Below are 21,545 nucleotides of genomic sequence, written 5' to 3'. Positions count from 1 at the left end.
CTCTTTACGTTAATACATATAGTGAAGACCATCAGCACGTTACTTTCAGTGCTGCTCCTGATAGCCTTAGGCACCACGGCCAAGGCACAAGGGCGGTATGCGGAACACTCGGTGCTCCGCGAGGGTAACTGGGCAAAAATCAGCGTAGCCGAGAGTGGTTTTTACGAACTAACGGATGCACTTATTAAAAAGGCAGGGCTTAGCGATGCCAGCCATGTAAAAATATACGGCTATGGAGGTGCGCTGCAACCCGAACGCCTGACAGGCGATTACCTAACGGCTAACGACGACCTGAAAGAACTGCCCACCTGCACCATGAACGGTAAGCGGGTATTCTATGGCGTGGGGCCGGTTAACTGGTATAATAAGGAATCGCTTGCGCGCACGCGTAACCCTTATGCTGATTACGGCTATTATTTCCTGACCGAGAGTGAGGACGAGCCGCTGACTACCGACAGCGCCACCTTAGTTGGCCTGCACTACCCCGCCAACCACGATTATCACCAGTTGTACGAGGTGGATAACTATGCCTGGTACCACGGCGGGCGCAACCTGTTTGATAAAACACTCTACACCATCGGCACACCACAGACTTACAAGCTGAAGGCCACAGGCAGCACAGGGCGCATAGGCATAGCCCTTACAGCCGATGCCGACTACGAGGCAACCATCAGCGTAAACGATTCGGTGATAGCCACCATCAGCAAAAAGATAACGTTAGACAGCTATACCAAAGCCGACGAGCAGCTGTGGCAGTACGACCTGCAGAACCTGAAGGCCGAGAACACCATCAGCATTACCCAGACCGCTGGCGGCAACCTGCGATTGGACTACATCGACCTGCAGCACGCAGAGCCTGCCCCCATCACCATCGGCGAGCCCACCTACGTGTATCGCATCACCAATCAGGATCACCATGCCGATGCCGCCACCGATATGGTGATTATCATCCCCACCAGTCAACACCTGTTGGCACAGGCCGAACGCCTGAAAGCCCACCATGAGCAGCACGACGGACTGCGCGTAACCATCGTACCAGCCGACGAGCTGTATAACGAGTTCAGTAGCGGCACCCCTGATGCCACCGCCTACCGCCGCTATCTGAAAATGCTGTACGACCGTGCCACCACACCTAACGACAAACCACGCTACCTGCTGCTATTTGGCGATGGCGCTTGGGACAACCGCATGCTCACCAGCGAGTGGAGCGGCTACAATACCGACGACTATCTGCTGTGCTACGAGAGCGAGAACTCGTTCAGTCAGGTAAACTGCTACGTCAGCGACGATTTCTTCTGTCTGTTGGATGATGAGGAGGTGATACAAACCACCAACGGCAACAGCACCACCTATGCAGGTAAGCCCGATGTAGCCGTGGGCCGCTTGCCCGCCCGCACCCCAGACGAGGCCAAGACACTAGTGGATAAAATTATCAGCTACAGCCAGAACGAGTATGCCGGCCCCTGGCAGAACGAGATTTGCATGATGGGCGACGACGGCAACGACAACTCGCACATGAAGACCGCCGACAAGGTGTCCACGATGATAGAAAGCACCTACCCCAATTATAATGTAGACAAGATTTACTGGGATGCCTACCAGCGCACCTCGTCGAGCACCGGCTATAGCTACCCCGACGTAACCCGACTGATTAAGCAGCAACTGCAGAACGGCGCGCTGATGATGAACTACTGCGGTCATGGTGCCGCCTATGCCATGAGTCATGAGCTGGTGATGAAACTGACCGACTTTGAGGCCCAACAGAGCAACTATCTGCCGCTGTGGATGACAGCCTCGTGCGATATCATGCCCTTCGACGGACAGGAAGAGAACATCGGCGAGACCGTAATGCTGAACAGCAAAGGCGGCGGCATTGCCTTTTTTGGCACCACCCGCACCGTTTATGCCACCTATAACGAGGTGATGAACCTGGCTTTTACTAAGCATGTGCTTACCCCAGGCATGGCCATCGGCGAGGCCATACGTCTGGCCAAGTGCGAATTGGTAGAGAAAAGCAGCGACCTGACCTGCAACAAACTGCAATACACCCTGTTAGGCGACCCAGCCTTACAGCTGAACACGCCCAAACAGAAGATGGTGGTAGATAGCATCAACAATCTGCCAGCCACCAAGGGCATAAAACTGGCAGCGGGTTCTATCGTAAAGATAACCGGCCACGTAGAACAGAACAACGAGACCGATACAGACTTTAACGGTATCGTGACCCTGTCGGTACGCGATGCCGAAGAAACCATCACCTGCAGACTGAACGACCGATCGAGCACTGGAGCCGACAAGGCGTTTGTGTATCAGGACCGCACCAACTACCTGTATCGCGGTTCGGAGAACGTATCCGAAGGCGTTTTCCACTTCACCTTTGCCATCCCCAAGGATATCAGCTATACCGACGGCAGTGGTTTGATGACGCTCTATGCCATTAATGCCGATAAGACACGCTCAGCCCACGGCGAGAACGAGAGCTTTGAACTGATTGGCAGCAGCACAGCATTGACAGATTCCATCGGTCCGTCGGTTTACTGCTACCTGAACTCTAAATCCTTTAAGAACGGCGGCAAGGTAAACACCACACCTTACTTTATAGCCGAACTCTACGACGACAGCGGTATCAACGCCTCGGGCAGCAGCATCGGTCACGACCTGGAGTTGATCATCGACGGCGATATGAACCAGACTTACAACCTGAACAACTATTTTGAGTACGACTTTGGCGACTACCGCAGCGGTAGCATCGGCTTTAGCATACCCCAACTGAGCATTGGCACCCACAAGCTGCTGTTCAGAGCCTGGGACATTCTGAACAACTCGACCACCACCGAACTGCTATTCGAGGTGAACGAAGATGCGGGTTCGGGCGAATTCAACGTTACCTGTACACAGAATCCTGCCAGCACCAATACCCAGTTCGTAATTACCCACGACCGTCCTGGTAGCGAACTGAAGGTAACACTGGACGTGTTTGACCTGGGCGGCAGACAGCTTTGGCGACAGACCGATACCGTAAAGGCTACTAACGACACCGTGACGATAGACTGGAATCTGAACGTAGCAGGTGGCAGCCGACTGCACACAGGCCTGTACCTATGCCGCCTTACCCTGAACGACGGCGATAGCCAAACAGTAAAATTGATAATTAAAAAGTAAACATATGAAGAAAAAATTCTTTATTTACCTTCTTACCCTTCTACCTTTACACGCTTCGGCTCAGGACGAGAAGAACGCGATGTTCAACCCCGTAGAGCATGCCGTGATATCGCAGACGATAGCCCCCGATGCCCGTGGCGCCGGTATGGGTGATGTGGGTGTGGCCACCGATCCCGATGTGAACTCACAGTATTGGAACCCCGCCAAATACCCTTTCTGCATCAGTCGAGCCGGTATAGCCTTGAACTATACCCCATGGCTGCGCCAGTTGGTAAATGATATCGACCTGGCCTATCTGGCTGGATACTACCGCATTGGCGACTATTCGGCCATCAGCGGTTCGCTGCGCTATTTCTCACTTGGCGAGGTATTTGCCAACGATGGCATGACGGTAAAACCCTACGAGATGTCGTTTGATGTGGCTTATTCGATGATGCTGAGCGAGAAGTTCTCGTTGGCTGCCGCTATCCGCTGGATATACAGCGACCTGCGCTACGACTATAGCGAAGACTCGAAACCCGCCTCGGCCTTTGCTGCCGACCTGGCGATGTACTATAACAACTACGTGATGCTGGGCAGCAGAGAGTGCCAGTTGGGCATTGGATTGAACATGTCGAACATAGGTAGTAAGATTAGTTACTACGGCGACGACGAGAGTCAGTTCCTGCCCGCCAACCTGCGCCTTGGTGCCTCGCTCATGGTGCCCATCGACGAGTACAACCGCTTTTCGATAGCCGCCGATGCCAACAAACTACTGGTGCCCACCGTGCCCCGACAGGAAGAGGGCGAATCGAACAGCGACTACCAGGACCGCGTGCGCCGCGAGTATAGCGACATCAGTGCCATCAGCGGTATCTTCAAGAGTTTTGGCGATGCCCCTGGCGGATTGAGCGAAGAGTTGAAGGAGATACAATGGAGCGTAGGTGCTGAGTACGTGTACCACGATCAGTTTTCGCTGCGCGCCGGCTACCACCATCAGGCCGAGTCGAAAGGTAACCTGAAGTATTTTACCGTGGGTGGCGGCTTTAAGATGAACGTTTTCTCGCTGGATGTGGGCTACGTGATTTCGACAGCACGTAGCAATCCACTCGACCAGACGCTACGTTTCTCGTTGACATTTGATATGGACGGAATAAAAGATCTGTTCCGCAGATAGTTGATAATTGACAATTGATAATTAATAGTTATGAAGATTAGAGTTGGTATGGGCTTTGATGTCCATCAGTTAGTAGAGGGCCGCGACCTTTGGATGGGCGGTATTAAGTTAGAACATAGTAAGGGATTGTTAGGTCACAGCGATGCCGACGTGCTGTTGCATGCAGTGTGCGATGCGCTATTGGGTGCAGCCAATATGCGTGACATCGGCTACCACTTCCCAGACACTGCTGAGTTTACAGACGGTATGGATAGTAAGGTTATCTTGAAGAAGACCATCGAGCTGATAGCTACCAAAGGCTATAAGCTGGTGAACATTGATGCCACCATCTGCGCCGAGCGTCCCAAGATGAACCCACACATACCCGAGATGAAAGCCTGCATGGCGCAGGTGATTGGTTGCGACGAGGATGATATCTCAATCAAAGCTACCACCACCGAGAAACTCGGCTTTACAGGTCGCGAAGAAGGTATCTCGGCTTATGCTGTGGTGCTGATTGAAAAGGCATAAAAAGAGTGATGCCACAACCCTCACGAGCTGTGGCATCACAAAAGCCTATGTTTAACTAAAAATCCTTTTCGTATAAAAAAGAAATTTTCAGCCCACAAGGGCCAAAAATTTGAAAGTTTAAAAGGGAGCTTCACAGCGACCTCCAGTTATCCCACTGTTGAAAACTTTCTTTTACCAATAACTAAAAACCTAAAACTATAAATATTACTACTAACCTAAAACAATCTAATCTATTAACCTTTTGACGGGTGCAAAGGTACGACGTTTTTTCGAATCTCACAAGTTTTTCTGCGTTTTAAGTGTATAATTACACGTTAATCTTGATTTATATCAATCTTTGTGCACGAACACAACATATATTTACGTATTTTCACTTGGTTTTAACAAAAACTTATTGTACCTTTGTGGCGAGAAAATTAAAGGCATGAAAATACTCATAGTAAATACAAGCGAACGTACAGGCGGGGCTGCCGTAGCAGCCAACCGCCTGATGAAAGCTCTTAATAATAGTGGTGTAAAAGCCAAGATGCTGGTACGCGATAAGGAATCGGATACCCTGACGGTAGCCCAACTCACCAAGTCGCCTATGAAGCGTTGGCATTTCCTGTGGGAGCGACTGGTGGTATTCTGCCATCTGCACTTTAGCAAGCAGCACCTGTTTGAAATCGACATCGCCAATGCAGGAACCGACATCACCAACATGCGCGAATTCCAAGAGGCCGATATCATCCACTTGCACTGGATTAATCAGGGCATGCTGTCGCTCAACAGCATCCGTAAGATTCTGCGTAGCGGCAAACCTGTGGTATGGACCATGCACGACATCTGGCCAGCCACTGGTATCTGCCATTATACCCGTGGATGCGGTTACTTTAAAACCACTTGCAAACAATGTCAGCTGTTGCCTGGTGGCGGCTCAGCGAACGACCTTTCGACCGCAATCTGGAACCAGAAACAAAAGATACTGAGTGAGCATCACATATCGTTTGTGGCCTGCAGTAAGTGGTTAGAAGGCGAGGCCAAGAAGAGTGCGCTGTTACAGGGGCAGCATATCTGCAGCGTACCCAACCCAATTGATACGCACATCTACCACCCCGAAGATAAGCAGCAGGCCCGTCAGCGTTTGGAGCTGCCAACCGATAAGCGCATCATACTGTTTGTGTCGCAACGTGTTACCGACGACCGCAAGGGCATGGCCTACTTTACCGATGCCATCAACCGCTTAGCAGAACAGCATCCAGAAGCACGCGAAAACACGGTGATAGCCATCTTAGGCGGACACTCGGAGGATGTAGCTCCCCAGTTGGCACTGCCCGTTTATCCGTTAGGCTATGTAAACGATGAGAAACGCATTGTGGATGTTTACAATGCAGCCGACGTGTTTGTGCTGCCATCGCTTGAAGACAATCTGCCTAACACCATCATGGAAGCCATGGCCTGCGGAGTACCCTGCGTAGGATTCAGGGTGGGCGGTATCCCCGAGATGATCGACCATCAGAAAAACGGCTATGTGGCCCGTTTCCGCGACGCCGACGATCTGGCTACAGGTATCAACTGGGTACTCAATAACACCGACTATGCGCAACTCTCTCAGCAAGCCGTACATCAGGTCAACATGAACTACTCGCAGCGCAGTGTGGCCTCGAGATATATCGAAGTGTATAATCAGGCTATGGCCTACAAGCATTACAAGATATGAATCCATTGACTCAAGCCGTGATACTCTCGGCCTCAACCCTGCGCATGATTCCACATATCATATTATATATGGCGAATCGCAGTAAGATAGCCCCCGATTTAGAGAAGTACTCTGCCGATGGCAGTGGCATAGGTGCCTTTATCAAAGTATGCACCCGTCAGAAGGTATTCCGCAACCTGTTTTATTACCGCTTGGGCGAGTATGTATCGGTATTCATCAAATGGATGCTTCCCCCCGATCCTACGCTCCACATCTGGTGCCCAAGCATCGGACCTGGTGCCCACTTTGAGCACAACTACGCCACCTACCTGAATGCTGAGCGTATAGGTAGCAATTTCTATTGTCTGCAGCTGGTAACATTAGGCAACGACGGCAAGATGCAGCGTCCCATCATCGGTGATGATGTGAAGATATTTACCGGCGCCACCGTTTTTGGCGGCATCACCATCGGCAACCATGTAACCATCGGTGCCGGCGCCGTGGTATCCAAGAACGTACCCGACAACTGCACCGTTATCGGCAATCCCACCTACATCGTTAAGAAAGACGGACAGAACTGTAAGATTGAATTATAATATGAGTGAGATACGGATTACATACGTTACCATTACCTATAATGCAGCCAAGGTGCTGAAACGTACACTCGACAGTGTGCTTGAGCAGGATTATCCCAACATAGAGCACCTGATTATTGATGGTGCATCGACAGACGATACGCTGAAACTGGTGAACGACTACATTGCCCAATCGAATGCAGCCGAAAACGGCCATCAGATTCAAGTAACATCAGAGCCCGACAAGGGTATCTACGATGCTATGAACAAAGGTCTGAGATGCCTCACAGGCGATTACGTATGTTTTCTGAATGCCGGCGATTTTCTCCCCTCGCTCAATACAGCCAGTCGTATAGTACAGCAGGTTACCGCCAGCGGCGGCACACCTGCCGTGCTTTACGGCGATACCGATATTGTGGATGGCGAGGGGCACTTTCTGCACCACCGTCGACTGGCACCACCCGAGCACCTTACATGGAAATCGTTCCGCCAGGGCATGCTGGTATGTCATCAGGCTTTTTATGCCCGTGCCGACTTCGCCATTGCCACACCTTACGACATGCAATACCGCTACTCGGCCGATGTTGACTGGTGTATCCGTGTGATGAAAGCAGCCGCCAAGGAGAATGTACCCTTACTGAACCTGCATATGGTAGTGGCCTACTACACCCAGGAGGGACAAACAACACTCCACCACCGCGAATCGCTATTGGAGCGATATCGAGTGATGGAGCATCATTACGGACGCGTGCAAACCTTGCTACTACACTGTTGGTTTGCCGTCCGCGCGTTTCTCAAATACTAACTAACTATCTTACTATGAACTTCTGCTTATTAACAATATAGATGCCCTTGGCCAGTCCGCTGAGGGCATCGCTACCCTTCTTAGCCGTCTTAACCAATCGACCATCAAGTGTGTAAATCTTCACCTCACCCAGCTTCTCAGTACTAATAGCCCGAATGCCTGTGTAGCTGCCAGTAACATTGTTTACCTTATACTTTTCGCCATCCTTATCTGATGAAATCTCGAAATAGCTGGTCTGCGAAATATCTGTTACATCCACTGTTTGCGGACTGCCCGAACCTGTGCTGAATACGAAACTGATGGCATCGTCGCTACTATTGATGGTGAACTTCTTGCTGAACCATTTCTTACCATCGATGGTGGTTGTTGCACTCACCTTATCACCAGGCCAATTGCCGCTCGCAGGTGCATGACTACCATCGCCGCCCCAACTCCAGAAGTTAATGGTACTCCAGTTTACTTTTTCAGCATTTACATAGATGGTTATCTCCTGCTTCTCGAATGTATTAAATGTATAGTTACGAGTAGTCACGCCCTTCACGGTGCTGCCCACCAACAGGGCCACCTTCAACGTGCAGTCGGCAGTAATATCAATGCTGGTACCATTGGCCACCTTGGCGCTGTTGGCTGTAGGCTCAGAACCATCGAGAGTATAAACTAACTGAGCATTATCATCGGCCGAAACAGCTATCAGCTTTACCTTAAAGGCCTCGTCGTACTCACCCGATGCCTTGTCAGCAAAAGCCGTTTCCAGTGATCTTGATAAGAAATACTTATATTTATAACCCGAGAGCACCTCTTGCCACTCATTGGCTTTTGGCTCATAGCCCTTAGTGTTATTACCTACAATCACCAACAAACGATCTTTGCCGTCCACCTCGATGCTGTTTACATAATAATCTTTGTTACTACGCAGATTGCTATAGCTGCTGGTATTAGTGATGCCAGCCAACTTGCGTACATCAATCATCGACTTAATATCCTGTTTATAGGCTTTCCAATGCGTCAGGAATACACAAGGTGTGCCAGGCATAGCCAACAAATAGGCATTGGCAGCCAAGGTATCCTTCTTGATAGGATCCTGAGCGGCATTAGCACGCTTCTCGGTATCGTGATTCTCAACGAATGTAACAGCATACCTACTATAATTTGCATTCTCATATTTTTTGCTAATGAGCGGATAGTTGCGGTATTCTACCTTATCCTTCGTATAAGAACCATTATCCTTATCCAGCATGGTCCAGTCGTTGTTATTGATGGCATTACGAACGGTATAACGGAACTGGAAATCGAACGCAGCACTTGTCTTACCAGCCGCATCAATCCAGTCCTGTATCACCTTACTGGCATCCCAACATTCACCTACAGAGAAGGAGGGTTTGCTGTCCTCGTTATACATCTTGGTGTACATGCCGGCATAGCCTTTTACCATATCGTAACGGAAACCTGTGTACCCCAGATCGTTGAGCAGGAACTTGAGATAAGCTTTTACGTTGGTTTGCACATTCTCACTCATGTGATCCAAATCGCGCATGCCATCCCAACCTTCGCCAGTATCTTTATTAGGACCAACCTGATGACCATTCTTAGCAGCCTCATCGTCGCTACAGATATCGTTATACGTAAGCTGATAAGTTACACCATTATAGGTCTCAGCAGGGAAATCGGTCCATGATGACACATTACGACGATGGTTAATCACCACATCGGCAATGGTACCGATACCTTTTGCCTTAAAGGTTTTAATCATTGAGCGCAATTCAGCCTCGTTACCAAACGAGCTGTTATAATTGGTAAACCAATACAGATCGTCGTAGCCCATCGACTGTCCGCCACAGTTTCCGCTCTGGGGTATCCACACCAGTGAAAAATAGGGAGCCAGATCATCAGCCTGTTTCTCCAAACGAGTCCACTGCGAGTCGTTATAACTATCCCAGAAGAATCCCTGCAGCATTACACCGCTATAATCCTTGGGCCAGCCCTGAGCCATGGCAGCAACAGCTACCAAACAAAATATCCATGTGGCGTAAAGTCTTCTCATCATGCTCTTTTAGTTATCTGTATTATTGATTTTGCTGCAAAGATATGAAAAAAGCCGCTTGGTTATTCTCCAAGCGGCTCATTTTATGCACGTTATCTTATGCAATCGGTTGCACGAAATCGTGCTTACTGTTTGGTAATAACAACCTTATTCTGACCCTCGCAGCTAAGATAGAGCTGGAACTTATAGGTACCTGCAGCATCGACGATGATATTGGCACCATCGTTCTGAGTCAGGTTATCGTAAAGCTTACCATTGCCATTAGCACCACCCCAACTGATTGCCCAATCGTGGTTCATGCGGAACTTGAATCCATTGGTGTTAACCTCGGCAGTAGCCTCCCAACAGCCAGCTTCCTTGTTGTAGGTCATATCCACATCAGCACCCCAACCATTGAAGTCGCCGATGATACTGATGACATCAACCTTGGTAAGACTATAGTTCATAGCGCCAGCATCGAGGTTGATCTGATAGAAGCCTGCACCTGGATCAGGACAGTTAGGACCACCTGTTGACTGCAGTGTTCCGCTCATAGAGTCGCCACTTACATACTCCAAATCATTGTCCCAGTTGTCGGCATTTGGCTTGAACTTGAACTCACCGTCCAAATAGTAGTAGCCCAGGTACTTACCATTGCCAGCACCACCAAAGAGTGCATGAGAGGTTCCCCAACCACTTTCGTTACCAATCTCGTAGAAATACTCTCCGAAGCTCAGTGCCTCGTACTTCCAGGTCTGGTCGAGCATATTAAACTCTACGCGATAGAACTTAGCTCCTTCAACATGAGGAATCTTCAAGTCGGTGCCTGCATTATTTGTAGCAAACTTACCCTCGGTATCAGATGCAGTGAGACACTTGCTCCAATCGCCACCGAGACCCGACTTTGGTGTTACTTTGAAGCTAATATCGCTTCCAGTAGCAGGAATCAGCACTTTGAAAACAGGATTCTCGTAAACATCGTCACCACCATTAGAGAGTTCGAGCGATGTATCGCTGTTATTCCAACTATTAGGTGTACCTGTAATGTAATAAGCCTCCTCAATCACTGGAGCATTAGGAGTAGCGGTTAATGTAGTAGAGGCTGTCTTAACAATAGAAGCCCCCTTGACATTGATAGCAACACCAACCTCCATAGGAATGGTACGAGCAACAGGACGGCGACCGTAAAGACCATAAACTGCAGCCTCGAGCTCCTCGACATTAGCATAGCCTTCGGCGTCTACCTCAACAGGTGTCTGGTTTTCGCCAGACTCGTCGCTCAGTACTACTTCATACTCAGTAGCTGCAGCACCCTCAGGACCTTCGATTGTTGAGTTGAACAGCAGCACCTTATCACCGCTGATGGTAGCAAAGTCGATAGGACTTGCAGGCGAGGCAGTAAAGCTGATGCTATACGGATCCTCGGGTGCATTGCTGAACGGCTCTGCCCAATCTTTATAATCGTCGGTACAACTTGCCATCAGCAAGGCCATACCCATTAATGATAATATCTTTTTCATAATTCTACGTCGTTATTAAGTTACTCGATAACTACATGATGTTTGTTCTCACAAGAGAGATAAAGCTTGTAGGTGTGAGTACCGCCGTCGCTATTCAGGTTTGCACCATCCTGTGTCAGGTTGTCCTCAGTTCCACCCCAGTTGATAGCCCAATCGTGGTTAGCACGGAACTTGTACTCGCCAGATACTTCGCCTGTTGTGCACTCCCAGTAGCCACCTTCTACATTGTAGGTCATCTCTACATCGCCAGCCCAATCGTTGAAGCCACCGATAATACTGATGTTGGTAATAGGTGTAGTGCTATAGGTCATTTCATTCAGATTAACTGTAATCAGATAGAATCCAGCATCAACGCCTGGCATATTAGAACCACCATTGTCGGCAATCTTACCATCGCCATCGTTCTCCCAGTCACCGTTCCAGTCATTCTCGTTTGGTTTGAACTTGAACTCACCATCGAGGTAGTAGAAGCCCTTATAGATACCATCCTGGTTAGGACTGCAGAGTGCATGAGCTGTACCCCAACCACTCTCATTACCAATCTCGTAAATATACATTGGGAATGCAGGAGCAATCTCGTCAGCAGGAACAACAATAATATTAACTGTATTAGAGTAGATAGTAGCTGCACCCTTGGTAGTAGCCGAAGCACGAACTGTAAGCGTTACAGTCTCAGGTGCATCATCACCCCAGTTACCCATGGTGTTGACAGCTGCAGCCAGTTTGGCAGCATCCATTGAACCAGAACCACCTGTAAAGGTAGCAGGCAGTGCAACGTAATCAGGAACCAGACTCTCGTTCTCCTCAGCCTCGGCAGTTGATACGGTGAAACTACCATTGATAGAAGCCTCTAACTGGAATTCGGCTTCAACAGGACATCCGTAATCAGGCGATGACCATGTGAAAGGCAGCTCTGTTGAAGTTTCCAAATTTACAGGTATGCTGGCATAGCCAGGAGTATTCAGCACAAATGTTGTAGGCTGACCCAGCGTTGGGTTGGAGTCGTTGTCATCGCTACAAGCGGTGAACAGGCCCACGCTGCAAAGCAGCAGTAGTGTTGACTTCAATATTGTTTTCATAATTATCAATTCTTAATTATTCATTATCAATTAATCAATAGCCAGGATTCTGAGTCAGATTTGGATTAGCTGTCAGATCCGTTGTTGGGATAGCAAAGAGGTTCTTCGTAGCTTCGAAGTTGCGGCCATTGATGGCACCGCCCTTCCACTGCCATACATAATCGCTGCTACCACCAAACTTGCCAAAGCGAACGAGGTCCATACGACGACGACCCTCGAAGTAGAACTCACGGCACCACTCATCGCAAATCTCATCTAATGAGTAGTTAGCCTTAGTGTCGGCATTAGCACGGAGACGCAGTGTGTTAATAGCACTTGCTGCCTCGGCTGTAGTAGCTCCACCGTTCAAGCGAGCCAGAGCCTCAGCATAAGTCAGATAGGCCTCAGCTGAACGCATCAGGAAGAAGTCGGCATCGGGGAACTGAGCACTGCTGGTTGCTGCGCCATTAGTGGTATAGTTATTATACTTAGCCACAGCATAACCATTCTTAAAGTTGCTGGGGTCGGTATTTTCGAGTTCACGACCTCTGGTGTCGAAGATAGCGCGATCGTCGCCAGCAGCCTTTACTACATCACTAGGAGCAGCTTCAGGTGCATCGTTACCAGGGAAGAACTTCTGGATGAGCTGAGGACGAGTGCGGTTACCACCCCAAGCCTCGGTTGTACCATTAACGTCAGACATGTCGGCATCGTGAGTAGAAGCGATCATGAAGAGAGAAGTACCCCAAGAGGTAGTGCGAACACCATCCTGCAGGATTGGGAATACAGCCTCGTAAGCAGCGCTGGTCTCACCGTTGTCGCCCATAAACAGCATCTGATAAGCACTCCACTTGCCAACACCAGTGGTATTCAGCTTATAACTTGAATCCATCACCTTCTTGGCATAGTCGGCTGCCTTCTGCCACTGAGCGGTGCCAGTGTAAACCTCTGCATTCAGGTACAGACGGGCCAACAGCAACCAGGCAGCAGCCTTGTCAACACGGCCATAACCAGCATCGGTCGACTTCTTTGCTGTAGCAGCATTCAGCAGTGGCTCAATATCCAGCAACTCACTCTCAACGAAGTTGTACACTTCCTGACGGGAATACTGTACAGGCTTCTCAGAAGAGATCGAGGTTACGAAAGGAACATTACCCCAACCATCCATCAGATAGAAGTAGTTGAGCGCACGTACAAAACGAATCTCAGCTGTCATAGCGGTATTATAGTCGCCGAACTCCTGCAGATACTGGTTACAGAAAGAAATACCAGTATACAAACGATAGTAGAAACCACGCAGCATAGGATGGCTGGCATCATAAGTATTATAGCAGAAGCTAGAAATACCCTCATCACCCCATCCGCAGATAGCCTCATCGGTAGTTAACTCCTGAGCGTTCCACAGCTGGCGAACATATCCTGAGGTACCACCATCGATACCGTCGACGTCGCAATCGCCGTTAGCACCACCGTTACCGGCTACAGCGATATTTGCATAGCACTTGTTAAAGAGTGCCTCCGGCTGAATCTCTGTATTCAGGTTCGGGTCGATAGGTGTCACGTCCAGATCCTTCGTACAAGAGCTGAATCCTACTGCTACGAGTAAGGCAGCTGCCGGAATGATATTTTTGATATATGTTTTCATTGTTACCTTATTTATAATGTTAGAAGTTCAGATTCAAACCAAGGATGAATGAGATAGGACGGGGGTAGAGGTTGTTGTCGATACCACCGAACACTTCTGGGTCGATACCCTTGTACTTCGTGATGCAGAATACATTAGAAGCAGTAGCATATACACGACCGCTAACGCCCTTGTAGCTACCCATTGGGAGGAGGTTCTCGAAGCTGTAACCCAGTGTGATATTGTCGCACTTCAGGAACGAACCGTTCTGTACCCAGTGGTCAGACAGTTTAGCTTCCAGATCATAGGTCTGCCAGTTGTAGTCGAGTGCAGCAACAGGACGGTTACCGAAGAAGTTGTTACCGCTTGAGTAAAGCTCGCCGGCACTCAGGTTAACATTACCCGACATCAGGTTGTTGAATACGTAGTTACCAATGCTGGCACGGAGTGTGAATCCGAAATCGAAGTTCTTGTACTCCAGACGTGAGCTCAAGCCCATAGTTACAGGAGCATCAGGACTCTTATAGTAGTACTTATCGGCCTCGGTAATAGTTCCATCACCATTACGGTCAACTACCTGTCCCTCGATAGGTTTGCCGGCATTATCGTAAACCTGCTGATAAACATAGAACGAACTCTTAGGATGACCTACAGCGTGAGCCTGGGCTGTTACACCAGTACCACCACCGATACCACCTGTTGGAACGAAGTAGCTCTTATCATCGCCACCTACTAGCTCGGTAATCTTGTTCTTATTGTAGGTAAAGTTGTAGTCAACGGTCCAGTACCAATCCTTAGCCTGAATAGGCTTAGCACCGATGGTAACCTCGACACCCTTATTCTCCATCGATCCGATGTTGGTCATAACGGTGTTCTTGAAGTTAGAACCAGCAGCTACGTTAGCGCTGTTCAGCAGGTCGGTAGTCTTACGCAGATAAGCATCGATGCTGAAAGTGATTCGCTGATTCAGAACGCCAAAGTCCAAACCGATGTTATAGGTATCAGTTGTTTCCCACTTCAGTGATGGGTCGTAAGCATCTGGACGAGCCATTGAACCATCGCCACTGATATCGTAGTAGCTACCAACACCAGTATTCATGGCATAAATAGCAAAGTAGTTGTAATCGCCAATACCATCCTGCTGACCGGTCTTACCATAGCTCAGACGAAGCTTCAGGTCAGAGAGCCAGTTGATATCCTTAAAGAACTTCTCCTCGTTAATCTTATATGCGAAAGCTGCTGATGGGAAGAGTGCCCAGTGATCCTGGAAACGTGAAGAGCCATCGTCACGTACAGTAGCTGTGAACATATAACGATCCATCAGAGTATAATTTGCACGTCCGAAGAATGAAACCAGATAGTTCTCGGTCTTATAGTTGTACATCGACCAATCGTGATACTGTCCGGGCTTCTCAGCATTTGTGCTGGGATATGCTCCCCAGTAGTTGTTACGCTGTGAGCGCCAGAAGTGCTGCCACTCGTAACCTCCCATCACATCTACATGATGAATCTTTGCAAAATCCTTGTAATACTGAGCATAAGCCGAAAGGGTGAGGTTACGCTTGGTAATGCGATCCCAACCATGTGAGCCGTAATAGATAGCTGCAGGAGAAGAATTCTCAACATCTGTCCACTGCTTACCCTCTGAGATATCAGCACCTAAAGTAAGGTGGAGGCGAAGATCCTCGAAACCATGAATCTTATAGTCAGCCTCGGCATTACCGATAAACGAGCGGCTGATAGCACGGTCGTCCTTCAGCTCCAGCAGAGCCACTGGGTTGCTGGTAGCATTACGGTTTGTTGTTGTTGCCCATGAAGGATCGTTGAGTGATGAGCCAGGAACCTGCCACTCCCAGTAACCACCAAAGTTGGTAGCACTGTCGTCATGAACAGGCTTGGTTGGGTCGAAAGCAACAGCAGCACCAATAGCACCGCCATCAGCATACTGCGACTTAGCCCACATGCCCTTGGCATTCAAGTTCAATGTCAGGTGATCGTCAAACAGTGATGGGTTCAGGTTCAGTGCAGCAGTGTAACGCTTAAAGTCAGATGTCTTCAAGATACCCTGCTGATCGGTGTAACCCAATGATACGCGGTAAGGAATATTCTTCAAGGCGCCAGCTACGGTTACATTATGATCGTGGCTCCACGCAGTGCGGTAAATCTCCTTCTGCCAGTCGGTATTAGCATCACCAAGAGCAGCCAGAGCCTCAGCCTCACGAGAGTTGCCAGCATAGATCTGCTTAACCAATGCACGATACTGATCGCCGTCAAGTACATCAACAGTCTTCTTCTTCATACTCATGGTTACGCTTCCCGAGTAGCTTACCTGAGGTGCGCTACCCTTGCGGCCCTTCTTAGTGGTGATAATGATAACACCATTAGAACCACGGCTACCATAAATAGCAGTTGCCGAAGCATCCTTCAGCACGTTGAACGACTCGATATCCTGTGGGTTTACCATCGAGAGGGGGTTAGCAAGACCCTTCACACCGTTGTTATCCATTGGCACGCCATCGATAACAATCAGAGGGCTGTTTGATGCGTTCAGCGACGAACCACCACGAATACGGATGGTAGAGCCACCACCAGGGGTACCACCATCGCTGGTTACATTAACACCAGCAATCTTACCCTGCATCATTTCCTGGGCGTTAACAACCAAACCCTTGTTCTTTGTATCGGGCTTCAAAGCTGTAACCGAACCAGTCAGGTCGCTCTTCTTTACTGCACCATATCCGATAACCACTACCTCATTAAGTACAGCAGCATCGTCCTGGAGAGTAATCACCAAACTGGGAGCTGCCTTTACCGTCTGGCTCTGATAGCCAATGTAGCTCACGGTAATGTTTGCACCCTGTTCTGCCTTCAGTACGAAGTTACCGTCGAAATCAGATACTGTAGCGGTCTGTGTGCCGTCAACACGTACTGTTGCGCCGATAATGGGTTCGCCTGTAGCATCTTTCACATGGCCTTTTACGTCAATCTGAGCAAAGGCACTTACCGATAGGAACAGCCCTAAAATAAGGCCAAGCATCCTCATCGGGAATTGAATGTTTACCTGCTTCATCATTACATTTAAATTAGAGTTAATTTGTTAATGTTATATCGTCTTAAGCTTTTATGGAGCTTGAATTTACAGTTTTATCGGTGCAAAGATATATTAGATTTCAATACGTTATTCTTTTTTTTGTTTAATTTTGTTATTTTCGCGATGCAAACGTTTGCATAAACAGAAAGGGCCTGCATCTTATAGATACAAGCCCATACCTTATTATATATAAGCAACTTATGGTGTTACTCTGATCCAATCGGCATCCAGATTGCCACGATCGGATTTAATATTATAATCTACAGATACATAACCGAACTTAGCGCCAATCCATTTTCCCTCGCGCATCTGGAACTCAGTGCCACAGGGTTTGAACTTCTTGCCATCCAGACTATAGGCGAACTTCAACTTCGAGCTATCTACACTCAGGCGGAAATAGATATCCATGTGAATGCCTGGTTTGTAATCGATTTTATCCTCGGCTGTAGGTTTCAGGGTTGCAATCAACTGTTCTGTTTGTGGATTACCTTTATCGGCAGCCTTACAGGTAATTTGTAGCAGTTGGAACTGCTTACCAACACGCTTTACTACCAACGCCGAATAGTCGAGTCCCATCATAATGAGGCCTCCCATCTGTCCTTCGACCTTCGAGGTAAAGCGTATCTTGGTGGTAGCCGTAAACTTATCGGCAGGCGTTTTTTGGAGCAACAGATTGGGCACCTCCCAGAAGTTCACGAAGTTTTCGGAGAGCTTATAATTATAGATACGATAGGTACCAAAAGCGGTTGGCATACCAAATTTCTCGTCGTAGTTGGCATGCCATTGCCACTGCAGGCCTAGCTTGTTACTATTAAACTCGTCGCTTTCAACAGGATTAATCACCAACGTTGAACTGCTCTTTGGTTTCTTATAGGTAGTTACAGGCTCGCCCTTCTTACCCATGATGGGCCAACCGGTGCTCCAATCAACGGGATTCAAGTGAACCACGCGACCATAAGCCTCCTTATCCTGGAAATGCAGGAACCAATCCTCGCCGTATTTGGTATGTACCCATCCGCCTTGATGAGGACCATTGATGGCTGTCTTTCCCTGCGCTAACACAATCTTATGTTCGTAAGGACCATAGGGACTCTTGCTACGCATAGCCAGTTGGAAGCCTGTAGGCACGCCACCAGCAGGACACATAATCCAGTACCAGCCATCACGTTTATAGAACTTAGGACCCTCGCAAGTACGATTCTCGGTGCCGTTGCCATCGAACACGATGACAGGCTCGCCGATGGCGCGGGTTCCATCAGCCGACATCTCACGAACTGTTAGGACCGATGCAAATTTAGAGCGACTGTTTGCCCATCCGTTAACCAGATAGCAGCGACCATCCTCGTCCCAAAGCGGTGTGGTATCGATATAGCCCTGGCCTTTGATAACGCAAAGTGGAGCAGACCATTTGCCAGCAGGATCCTGTGTTTTTACCATATATACGCCAAAATCGGGATCGCCCCAATAGATATAGTACCAGCCGGCATGATAGCGGATACTGGGTGCCCAAACGCCAGCACCATGACGAGGCGAACTAAAATGCTCGAGCAAAGCCTCATCGCCCTCATACAGATTGCCTAATGCATAATTGATAATCTCCCAGTTTACCAAATCCTTGGAGTGCAGGATGGGCAGACCAGGCACGCACTGAAATGACGAAGCCGTCATGTAATAATCCTCGCCGCTGGCACCCACGCACACATCGGGGTCGCTATAATCAGCATTAATCACAGGATTGGTGTAGGTGCCATCGCCATTTTCGGGGCACCACACCTTCGACACATACTGAGCCGAAGCTAAAAGAGGCAGGCAGACAACTGCCATTAAAATCGTTCTTTTCATATTTAAGTAGTTTCCTTTTTATAAGTGTTTCTTGAAGAATTCGAGCACACGCTGTTGGGCTTTCAGACCGCAGCTATGGGGGATATCCCAAAGTTCAGTTTCCAATTTATCGTCGGCTCCCTGACTATTCCAGGTGTTGTGCATGATGGCAAAGGCCTTTTCGACACCAGGCACAGGAAACAGTTTATCCTGTTTACCATTGATAAAGAGCATGGGCTTAGGGCAAGCGATACTGGCCACATGGGGATAATCCATCCAGCGGCGCAGACCAGGGAAGCAGTTGGCAAAACCACCATTCTCGGTGCGATCGTACTTAAACGACAACTGCTCATCGGCTGTAACCATCCAACATACCGAGGCACTCACCTTGATGCGATCGCTCAGGGCAGCCAGCATCCAGGCACGATAGGCACCCATCGACCAGCCCGTACAACCAATCCTCGAGGCATCTACCTCAGGCATCTGGGCTAAGAACTCGGTACCAGCGATATCGTCGTAGGTCATCCAGGCCGAAAGGTCGATGCCATACAGCATCATATTGCCTGCTATCATATCGTATCGGTCGCGGCGCGGTCCTTCTTTCTGTCCACGTTCGCCCCACATCGGGGCATCTGCCGAGAATACCACATAGCCCTGCTTGGCCAGATAATCGCCAAAGAACTGGCCTTCGTAACCAGCCAACCATTCCTCGGCATCTTTCACTACCGCTTTATCCTCGCAGGATAGCGGACGTATCATCTTCTCCTTACCAATAAACAAATGGGCACCATGATCGTGCAACAGGTTGATGGCTGGGAACGGGCCTTTACCATCGGGAATCAATACATAAGCTGGTACGGTGTAATATTGCGACAAGCGGATCTCAATCTTCTGAGCTTTATAGCCATCGCGCTGTTCCTCGAACAGCACCTTAGTCTGATAACCATCGACAGGTGGTGGCGGTGGCATCAGCATGCAGTCGAACACTTTTTGGCGCGCCACTTTCTTCCATTTTGCAAACTTCTTAATGCCACTATTTTCCCAAGCCAAGGGATAATCGAAATGGGCAATTAGCGAGTCGGCATACACAGGCAGATTACGCATAAACTCGTACTTAGCACGTTTCTGCGCCGACACATTGGGGCAGCAGAACATAAGCAATACAATAATTAATGCATTTGTTTTTTGAGCCATACCATTTGATTAAAATTAGTATTTTCAGTTGTCCAATGCTCATTGATGGGGGTAATGAGTGCATCTTTGGGTGCTGTTATCAGATTCCAGACAATATAGCTGGTAGTTGGCGGACACACATTATCATTATATCCCCAAGTGATATAAACCGGACAGGTAATACGACGGGCAAAGTTTACTACATCGTAATAAGCCATAGTGTTAACCTTTTCGGGAGTGAACATATTCTTCAATCGGTTAAAATGAGGATAGCCACCAGCACGGTTATCCAAGTAGCCGGCCATATCACTTAAAGCTGGATGGTTGGCAACACAGGCTGTTACACGAGGATCGAGACCTGCCGTAACGAGCGAAAGGGCACCACCCTGACTACCGCCTTGAACAAAAACATTCTTGCCATCCCAATCGGGGAGTGATGTCAGGTAGTCGATAGCACGCACACATGCCACATAAACATGCTTCATGTAGTAGTTATCGCGATCGTCGAGCCCATTAGTAAGATATCCGTTTTCGTAATCAAAAGCCGTGGTTATCTCCTTAAACTGCTCGTCGCTCATCTCTGGGTTCAGGCCGTGAATTTCCATCTCCAGACGGATAAAACCGTTCTTGGCGTAGAAAGTACTACGCATAGGCTCCTTGATGGTTTTGATGCCAGCGCCTGGAGGACAGAGCACAACGGGGTACTTGCCTGCCATCTTGGGCTTGGTAAGATAGCCATAGACGCTGTGACGACGATCGGTCATGATTTTCAGAAGATAGCAATCAAACTCGTTGGTAGTATACTTATCTACCTTATTACAACTTACCGAGACAGGCGTTTTGCGAGCCTCATTAAGGTTTGCTTTCCAGAAAGCATCAAAGTCCTGAGGATTCTTGGTATAGGGTTTCAGTTGCTCAGGCGAGAAGCCTACCTTTACGTGGTGCTGATACTTGCCATCAACACTCAGCCGCAAATCAAGAAAACCTGGTTTCTTCATCGTGCCCATATCAATCACGGCACGACCATTCTTAAGTGCTACCTTTCCTGATGACGTAGCAGGCATCATATCAGGCCCAATCTCATAAGTCACCTCTACATTCTGTGGCATGCCATATAGGCTGAACGACACTTCGACCTTAGCACGCTCACCAGTCTTATAGAGCCAATCGGCATGATTGGGCACCGTAAGCCACAAATAATCAGCACGATAGGGATAATTCTCGGCCAAAGCAGTAGCCATACTGCCTAACACAAAAAACAATGTAAATAGTAATTTCTTCATTTCTGTAGTTTGTTTGGGTGCAAAGTTAAACAATTATTTTTATTAATTCAAAAAATCGACTACAAAGAC

General features: G+C 48.6%; 14 protein-coding genes. 6 read left to right on the top strand and 8 right to left on the bottom strand.

The features are described from left to right. Positions 1–21: 21 nt before the first annotated feature. From porU to T500_RS0102365, 6 genes are all read left to right on the top strand, one after another. Positions 22–3,162, top strand: a complete 3,141-nt coding sequence (gene porU / locus T500_RS14975; protein WP_036908247.1) for a type IX secretion system sortase PorU — start codon at positions 22–24, stop codon at positions 3,160–3,162. A gap of 4 nt (positions 3,163–3,166) precedes the next feature. Further along, positions 3,167–4,318 carry a type IX secretion system outer membrane channel protein PorV gene (porV, locus tag T500_RS0102385; RefSeq protein ID WP_028906792.1) on the top strand — a complete coding sequence of 384 codons (1,152 nt, stop codon included), beginning with the start codon at positions 3,167–3,169 and terminating at the stop codon, positions 4,316–4,318. Between the two features lie 30 nt (positions 4,319–4,348). Continuing rightward, positions 4,349–4,828 (top strand): 2-C-methyl-D-erythritol 2,4-cyclodiphosphate synthase, encoded by a 480-nt coding sequence (gene ispF, locus T500_RS0102380; protein WP_028906791.1) that lies wholly within the window; start codon positions 4,349–4,351, stop codon positions 4,826–4,828. 424 nt (positions 4,829–5,252) lie between these two features. Beyond that, a complete protein-coding gene (locus T500_RS0102375) occupies positions 5,253–6,527 on the top strand; it encodes a glycosyltransferase family 4 protein (protein ID WP_028906790.1) in 1,275 nt (424 codons plus the stop codon). Then, positions 6,524–7,102, top strand: a complete 579-nt coding sequence (locus T500_RS0102370) for a serine acetyltransferase (RefSeq protein WP_028906789.1) — start codon at positions 6,524–6,526, stop codon at positions 7,100–7,102. The genes T500_RS0102375 and T500_RS0102370 overlap by 4 nt, the downstream gene beginning before the upstream one ends. A 1-nt stretch (position 7,103) precedes the next feature. Then, positions 7,104–7,886 (top strand): glycosyltransferase family 2 protein, encoded by a 783-nt coding sequence (locus tag T500_RS0102365; RefSeq protein WP_028906788.1) that lies wholly within the window; start codon positions 7,104–7,106, stop codon positions 7,884–7,886. A 4-nt stretch (positions 7,887–7,890) separates the two neighbouring features. Here T500_RS0102365 and T500_RS0102360 read toward each other — a convergent pair whose 3' ends face one another. The 8 genes from T500_RS0102360 to axe7A all read right to left on the bottom strand — a co-directional run bounded on the left by T500_RS0102360 (position 7,891) and on the right by axe7A (position 21,509). Next, positions 7,891–9,930, bottom strand: a complete 2,040-nt coding sequence (locus T500_RS0102360; RefSeq protein ID WP_316930767.1) for an alpha-amylase family glycosyl hydrolase — start codon at positions 9,928–9,930, stop codon at positions 7,891–7,893. A gap of 122 nt (positions 9,931–10,052) precedes the next feature. Then, a complete protein-coding gene (locus T500_RS14970; RefSeq protein ID WP_080694761.1) occupies positions 10,053–11,426 on the bottom strand; it encodes a DUF5115 domain-containing protein in 1,374 nt (457 codons plus the stop codon). Between the two features lie 20 nt (positions 11,427–11,446). Continuing rightward, positions 11,447–12,505: a SusE domain-containing protein gene (locus T500_RS16250; RefSeq protein WP_080694760.1), complete on the bottom strand. Its 1,059-nt coding sequence runs from the start codon at positions 12,503–12,505 to the stop codon at positions 11,447–11,449. Positions 12,506–12,539: 34 nt separating this feature from the next. Continuing rightward, complete coding sequence (locus T500_RS0102345) at positions 12,540–14,129, bottom strand: RagB/SusD family nutrient uptake outer membrane protein (protein ID WP_028906786.1); 1,590 nt, start codon at positions 14,127–14,129, stop codon at positions 12,540–12,542. A gap of 19 nt (positions 14,130–14,148) precedes the next feature. Next, positions 14,149–17,178 carry a SusC/RagA family TonB-linked outer membrane protein gene (locus tag T500_RS0102340; protein ID WP_028906785.1) on the bottom strand — a complete coding sequence of 1,010 codons (3,030 nt, stop codon included), beginning with the start codon at positions 17,176–17,178 and terminating at the stop codon, positions 14,149–14,151. A 219-nt stretch (positions 17,179–17,397) separates the two neighbouring features. Next, a complete protein-coding gene (locus tag T500_RS0102335; protein ID WP_036908244.1) occupies positions 17,398–19,041 on the bottom strand; it encodes a glycoside hydrolase 43 family protein in 1,644 nt (547 codons plus the stop codon). 18 nt (positions 19,042–19,059) lie between these two features. Further along, positions 19,060–20,214 (bottom strand): dienelactone hydrolase family protein, encoded by a 1,155-nt coding sequence (locus tag T500_RS0102330; RefSeq protein ID WP_080694759.1) that lies wholly within the window; start codon positions 20,212–20,214, stop codon positions 19,060–19,062. After that, positions 20,190–21,509, bottom strand: coding sequence for an acetyl esterase Axe7A (gene axe7A, locus T500_RS0102325; protein WP_316930766.1), 1,320 nt, complete (start codon positions 21,507–21,509; stop codon positions 20,190–20,192). The genes T500_RS0102330 and axe7A overlap by 25 nt, the downstream gene beginning before the upstream one ends. Positions 21,510–21,545 lie beyond the last annotated feature (36 nt).

Origin of the sequence: Xylanibacter ruminicola Ga6B6 (genome assembly GCF_000687715.1) — a bacterium.
GTDB lineage: Bacteria > Bacteroidota > Bacteroidia > Bacteroidales > Bacteroidaceae > Prevotella > Prevotella ruminicola_B.
Note: the sequence above shows the minus strand (reverse complement) of the source record. Positions and strands in the feature narration are given on the sequence as shown.

Excerpts from the sequence above, each read along its gene's own strand:
- porV (WP_028906792.1), top strand. The coding sequence starts at position 3,167 with ATGAAGAAAAAATTCTTTATTTACCTTCTTACCCTTCTACCTTTACAC.
- T500_RS0102335 (WP_036908244.1), bottom strand. The coding sequence starts at position 19,041 with ATGAAAAGAACGATTTTAATGGCAGTTGTCTGCCTGCCTCTTTTAGCT.
- T500_RS0102365 (WP_028906788.1), top strand. The coding sequence starts at position 7,104 with ATGAGTGAGATACGGATTACATACGTTACCATTACCTATAATGCAGCC.
- T500_RS0102370 (WP_028906789.1), top strand. The coding sequence starts at position 6,524 with ATGAATCCATTGACTCAAGCCGTGATACTCTCGGCCTCAACCCTGCGC.
- T500_RS0102340 (WP_028906785.1), bottom strand. The coding sequence starts at position 17,178 with ATGAAGCAGGTAAACATTCAATTCCCGATGAGGATGCTTGGCCTTATT.
- ispF (WP_028906791.1), top strand. The coding sequence starts at position 4,349 with ATGAAGATTAGAGTTGGTATGGGCTTTGATGTCCATCAGTTAGTAGAG.
- T500_RS16250 (WP_080694760.1), bottom strand. The coding sequence starts at position 12,505 with ATGAAAACAATATTGAAGTCAACACTACTGCTGCTTTGCAGCGTGGGC.
- T500_RS0102330 (WP_080694759.1), bottom strand. The coding sequence starts at position 20,214 with ATGGCTCAAAAAACAAATGCATTAATTATTGTATTGCTTATGTTCTGC.
- T500_RS0102375 (WP_028906790.1), top strand. The coding sequence starts at position 5,253 with ATGAAAATACTCATAGTAAATACAAGCGAACGTACAGGCGGGGCTGCC.
- T500_RS14970 (WP_080694761.1), bottom strand. The coding sequence starts at position 11,426 with ATGAAAAAGATATTATCATTAATGGGTATGGCCTTGCTGATGGCAAGT.
- T500_RS0102360 (WP_316930767.1), bottom strand. The coding sequence starts at position 9,930 with ATGATGAGAAGACTTTACGCCACATGGATATTTTGTTTGGTAGCTGTT.
- T500_RS0102345 (WP_028906786.1), bottom strand. The coding sequence starts at position 14,129 with ATGAAAACATATATCAAAAATATCATTCCGGCAGCTGCCTTACTCGTA.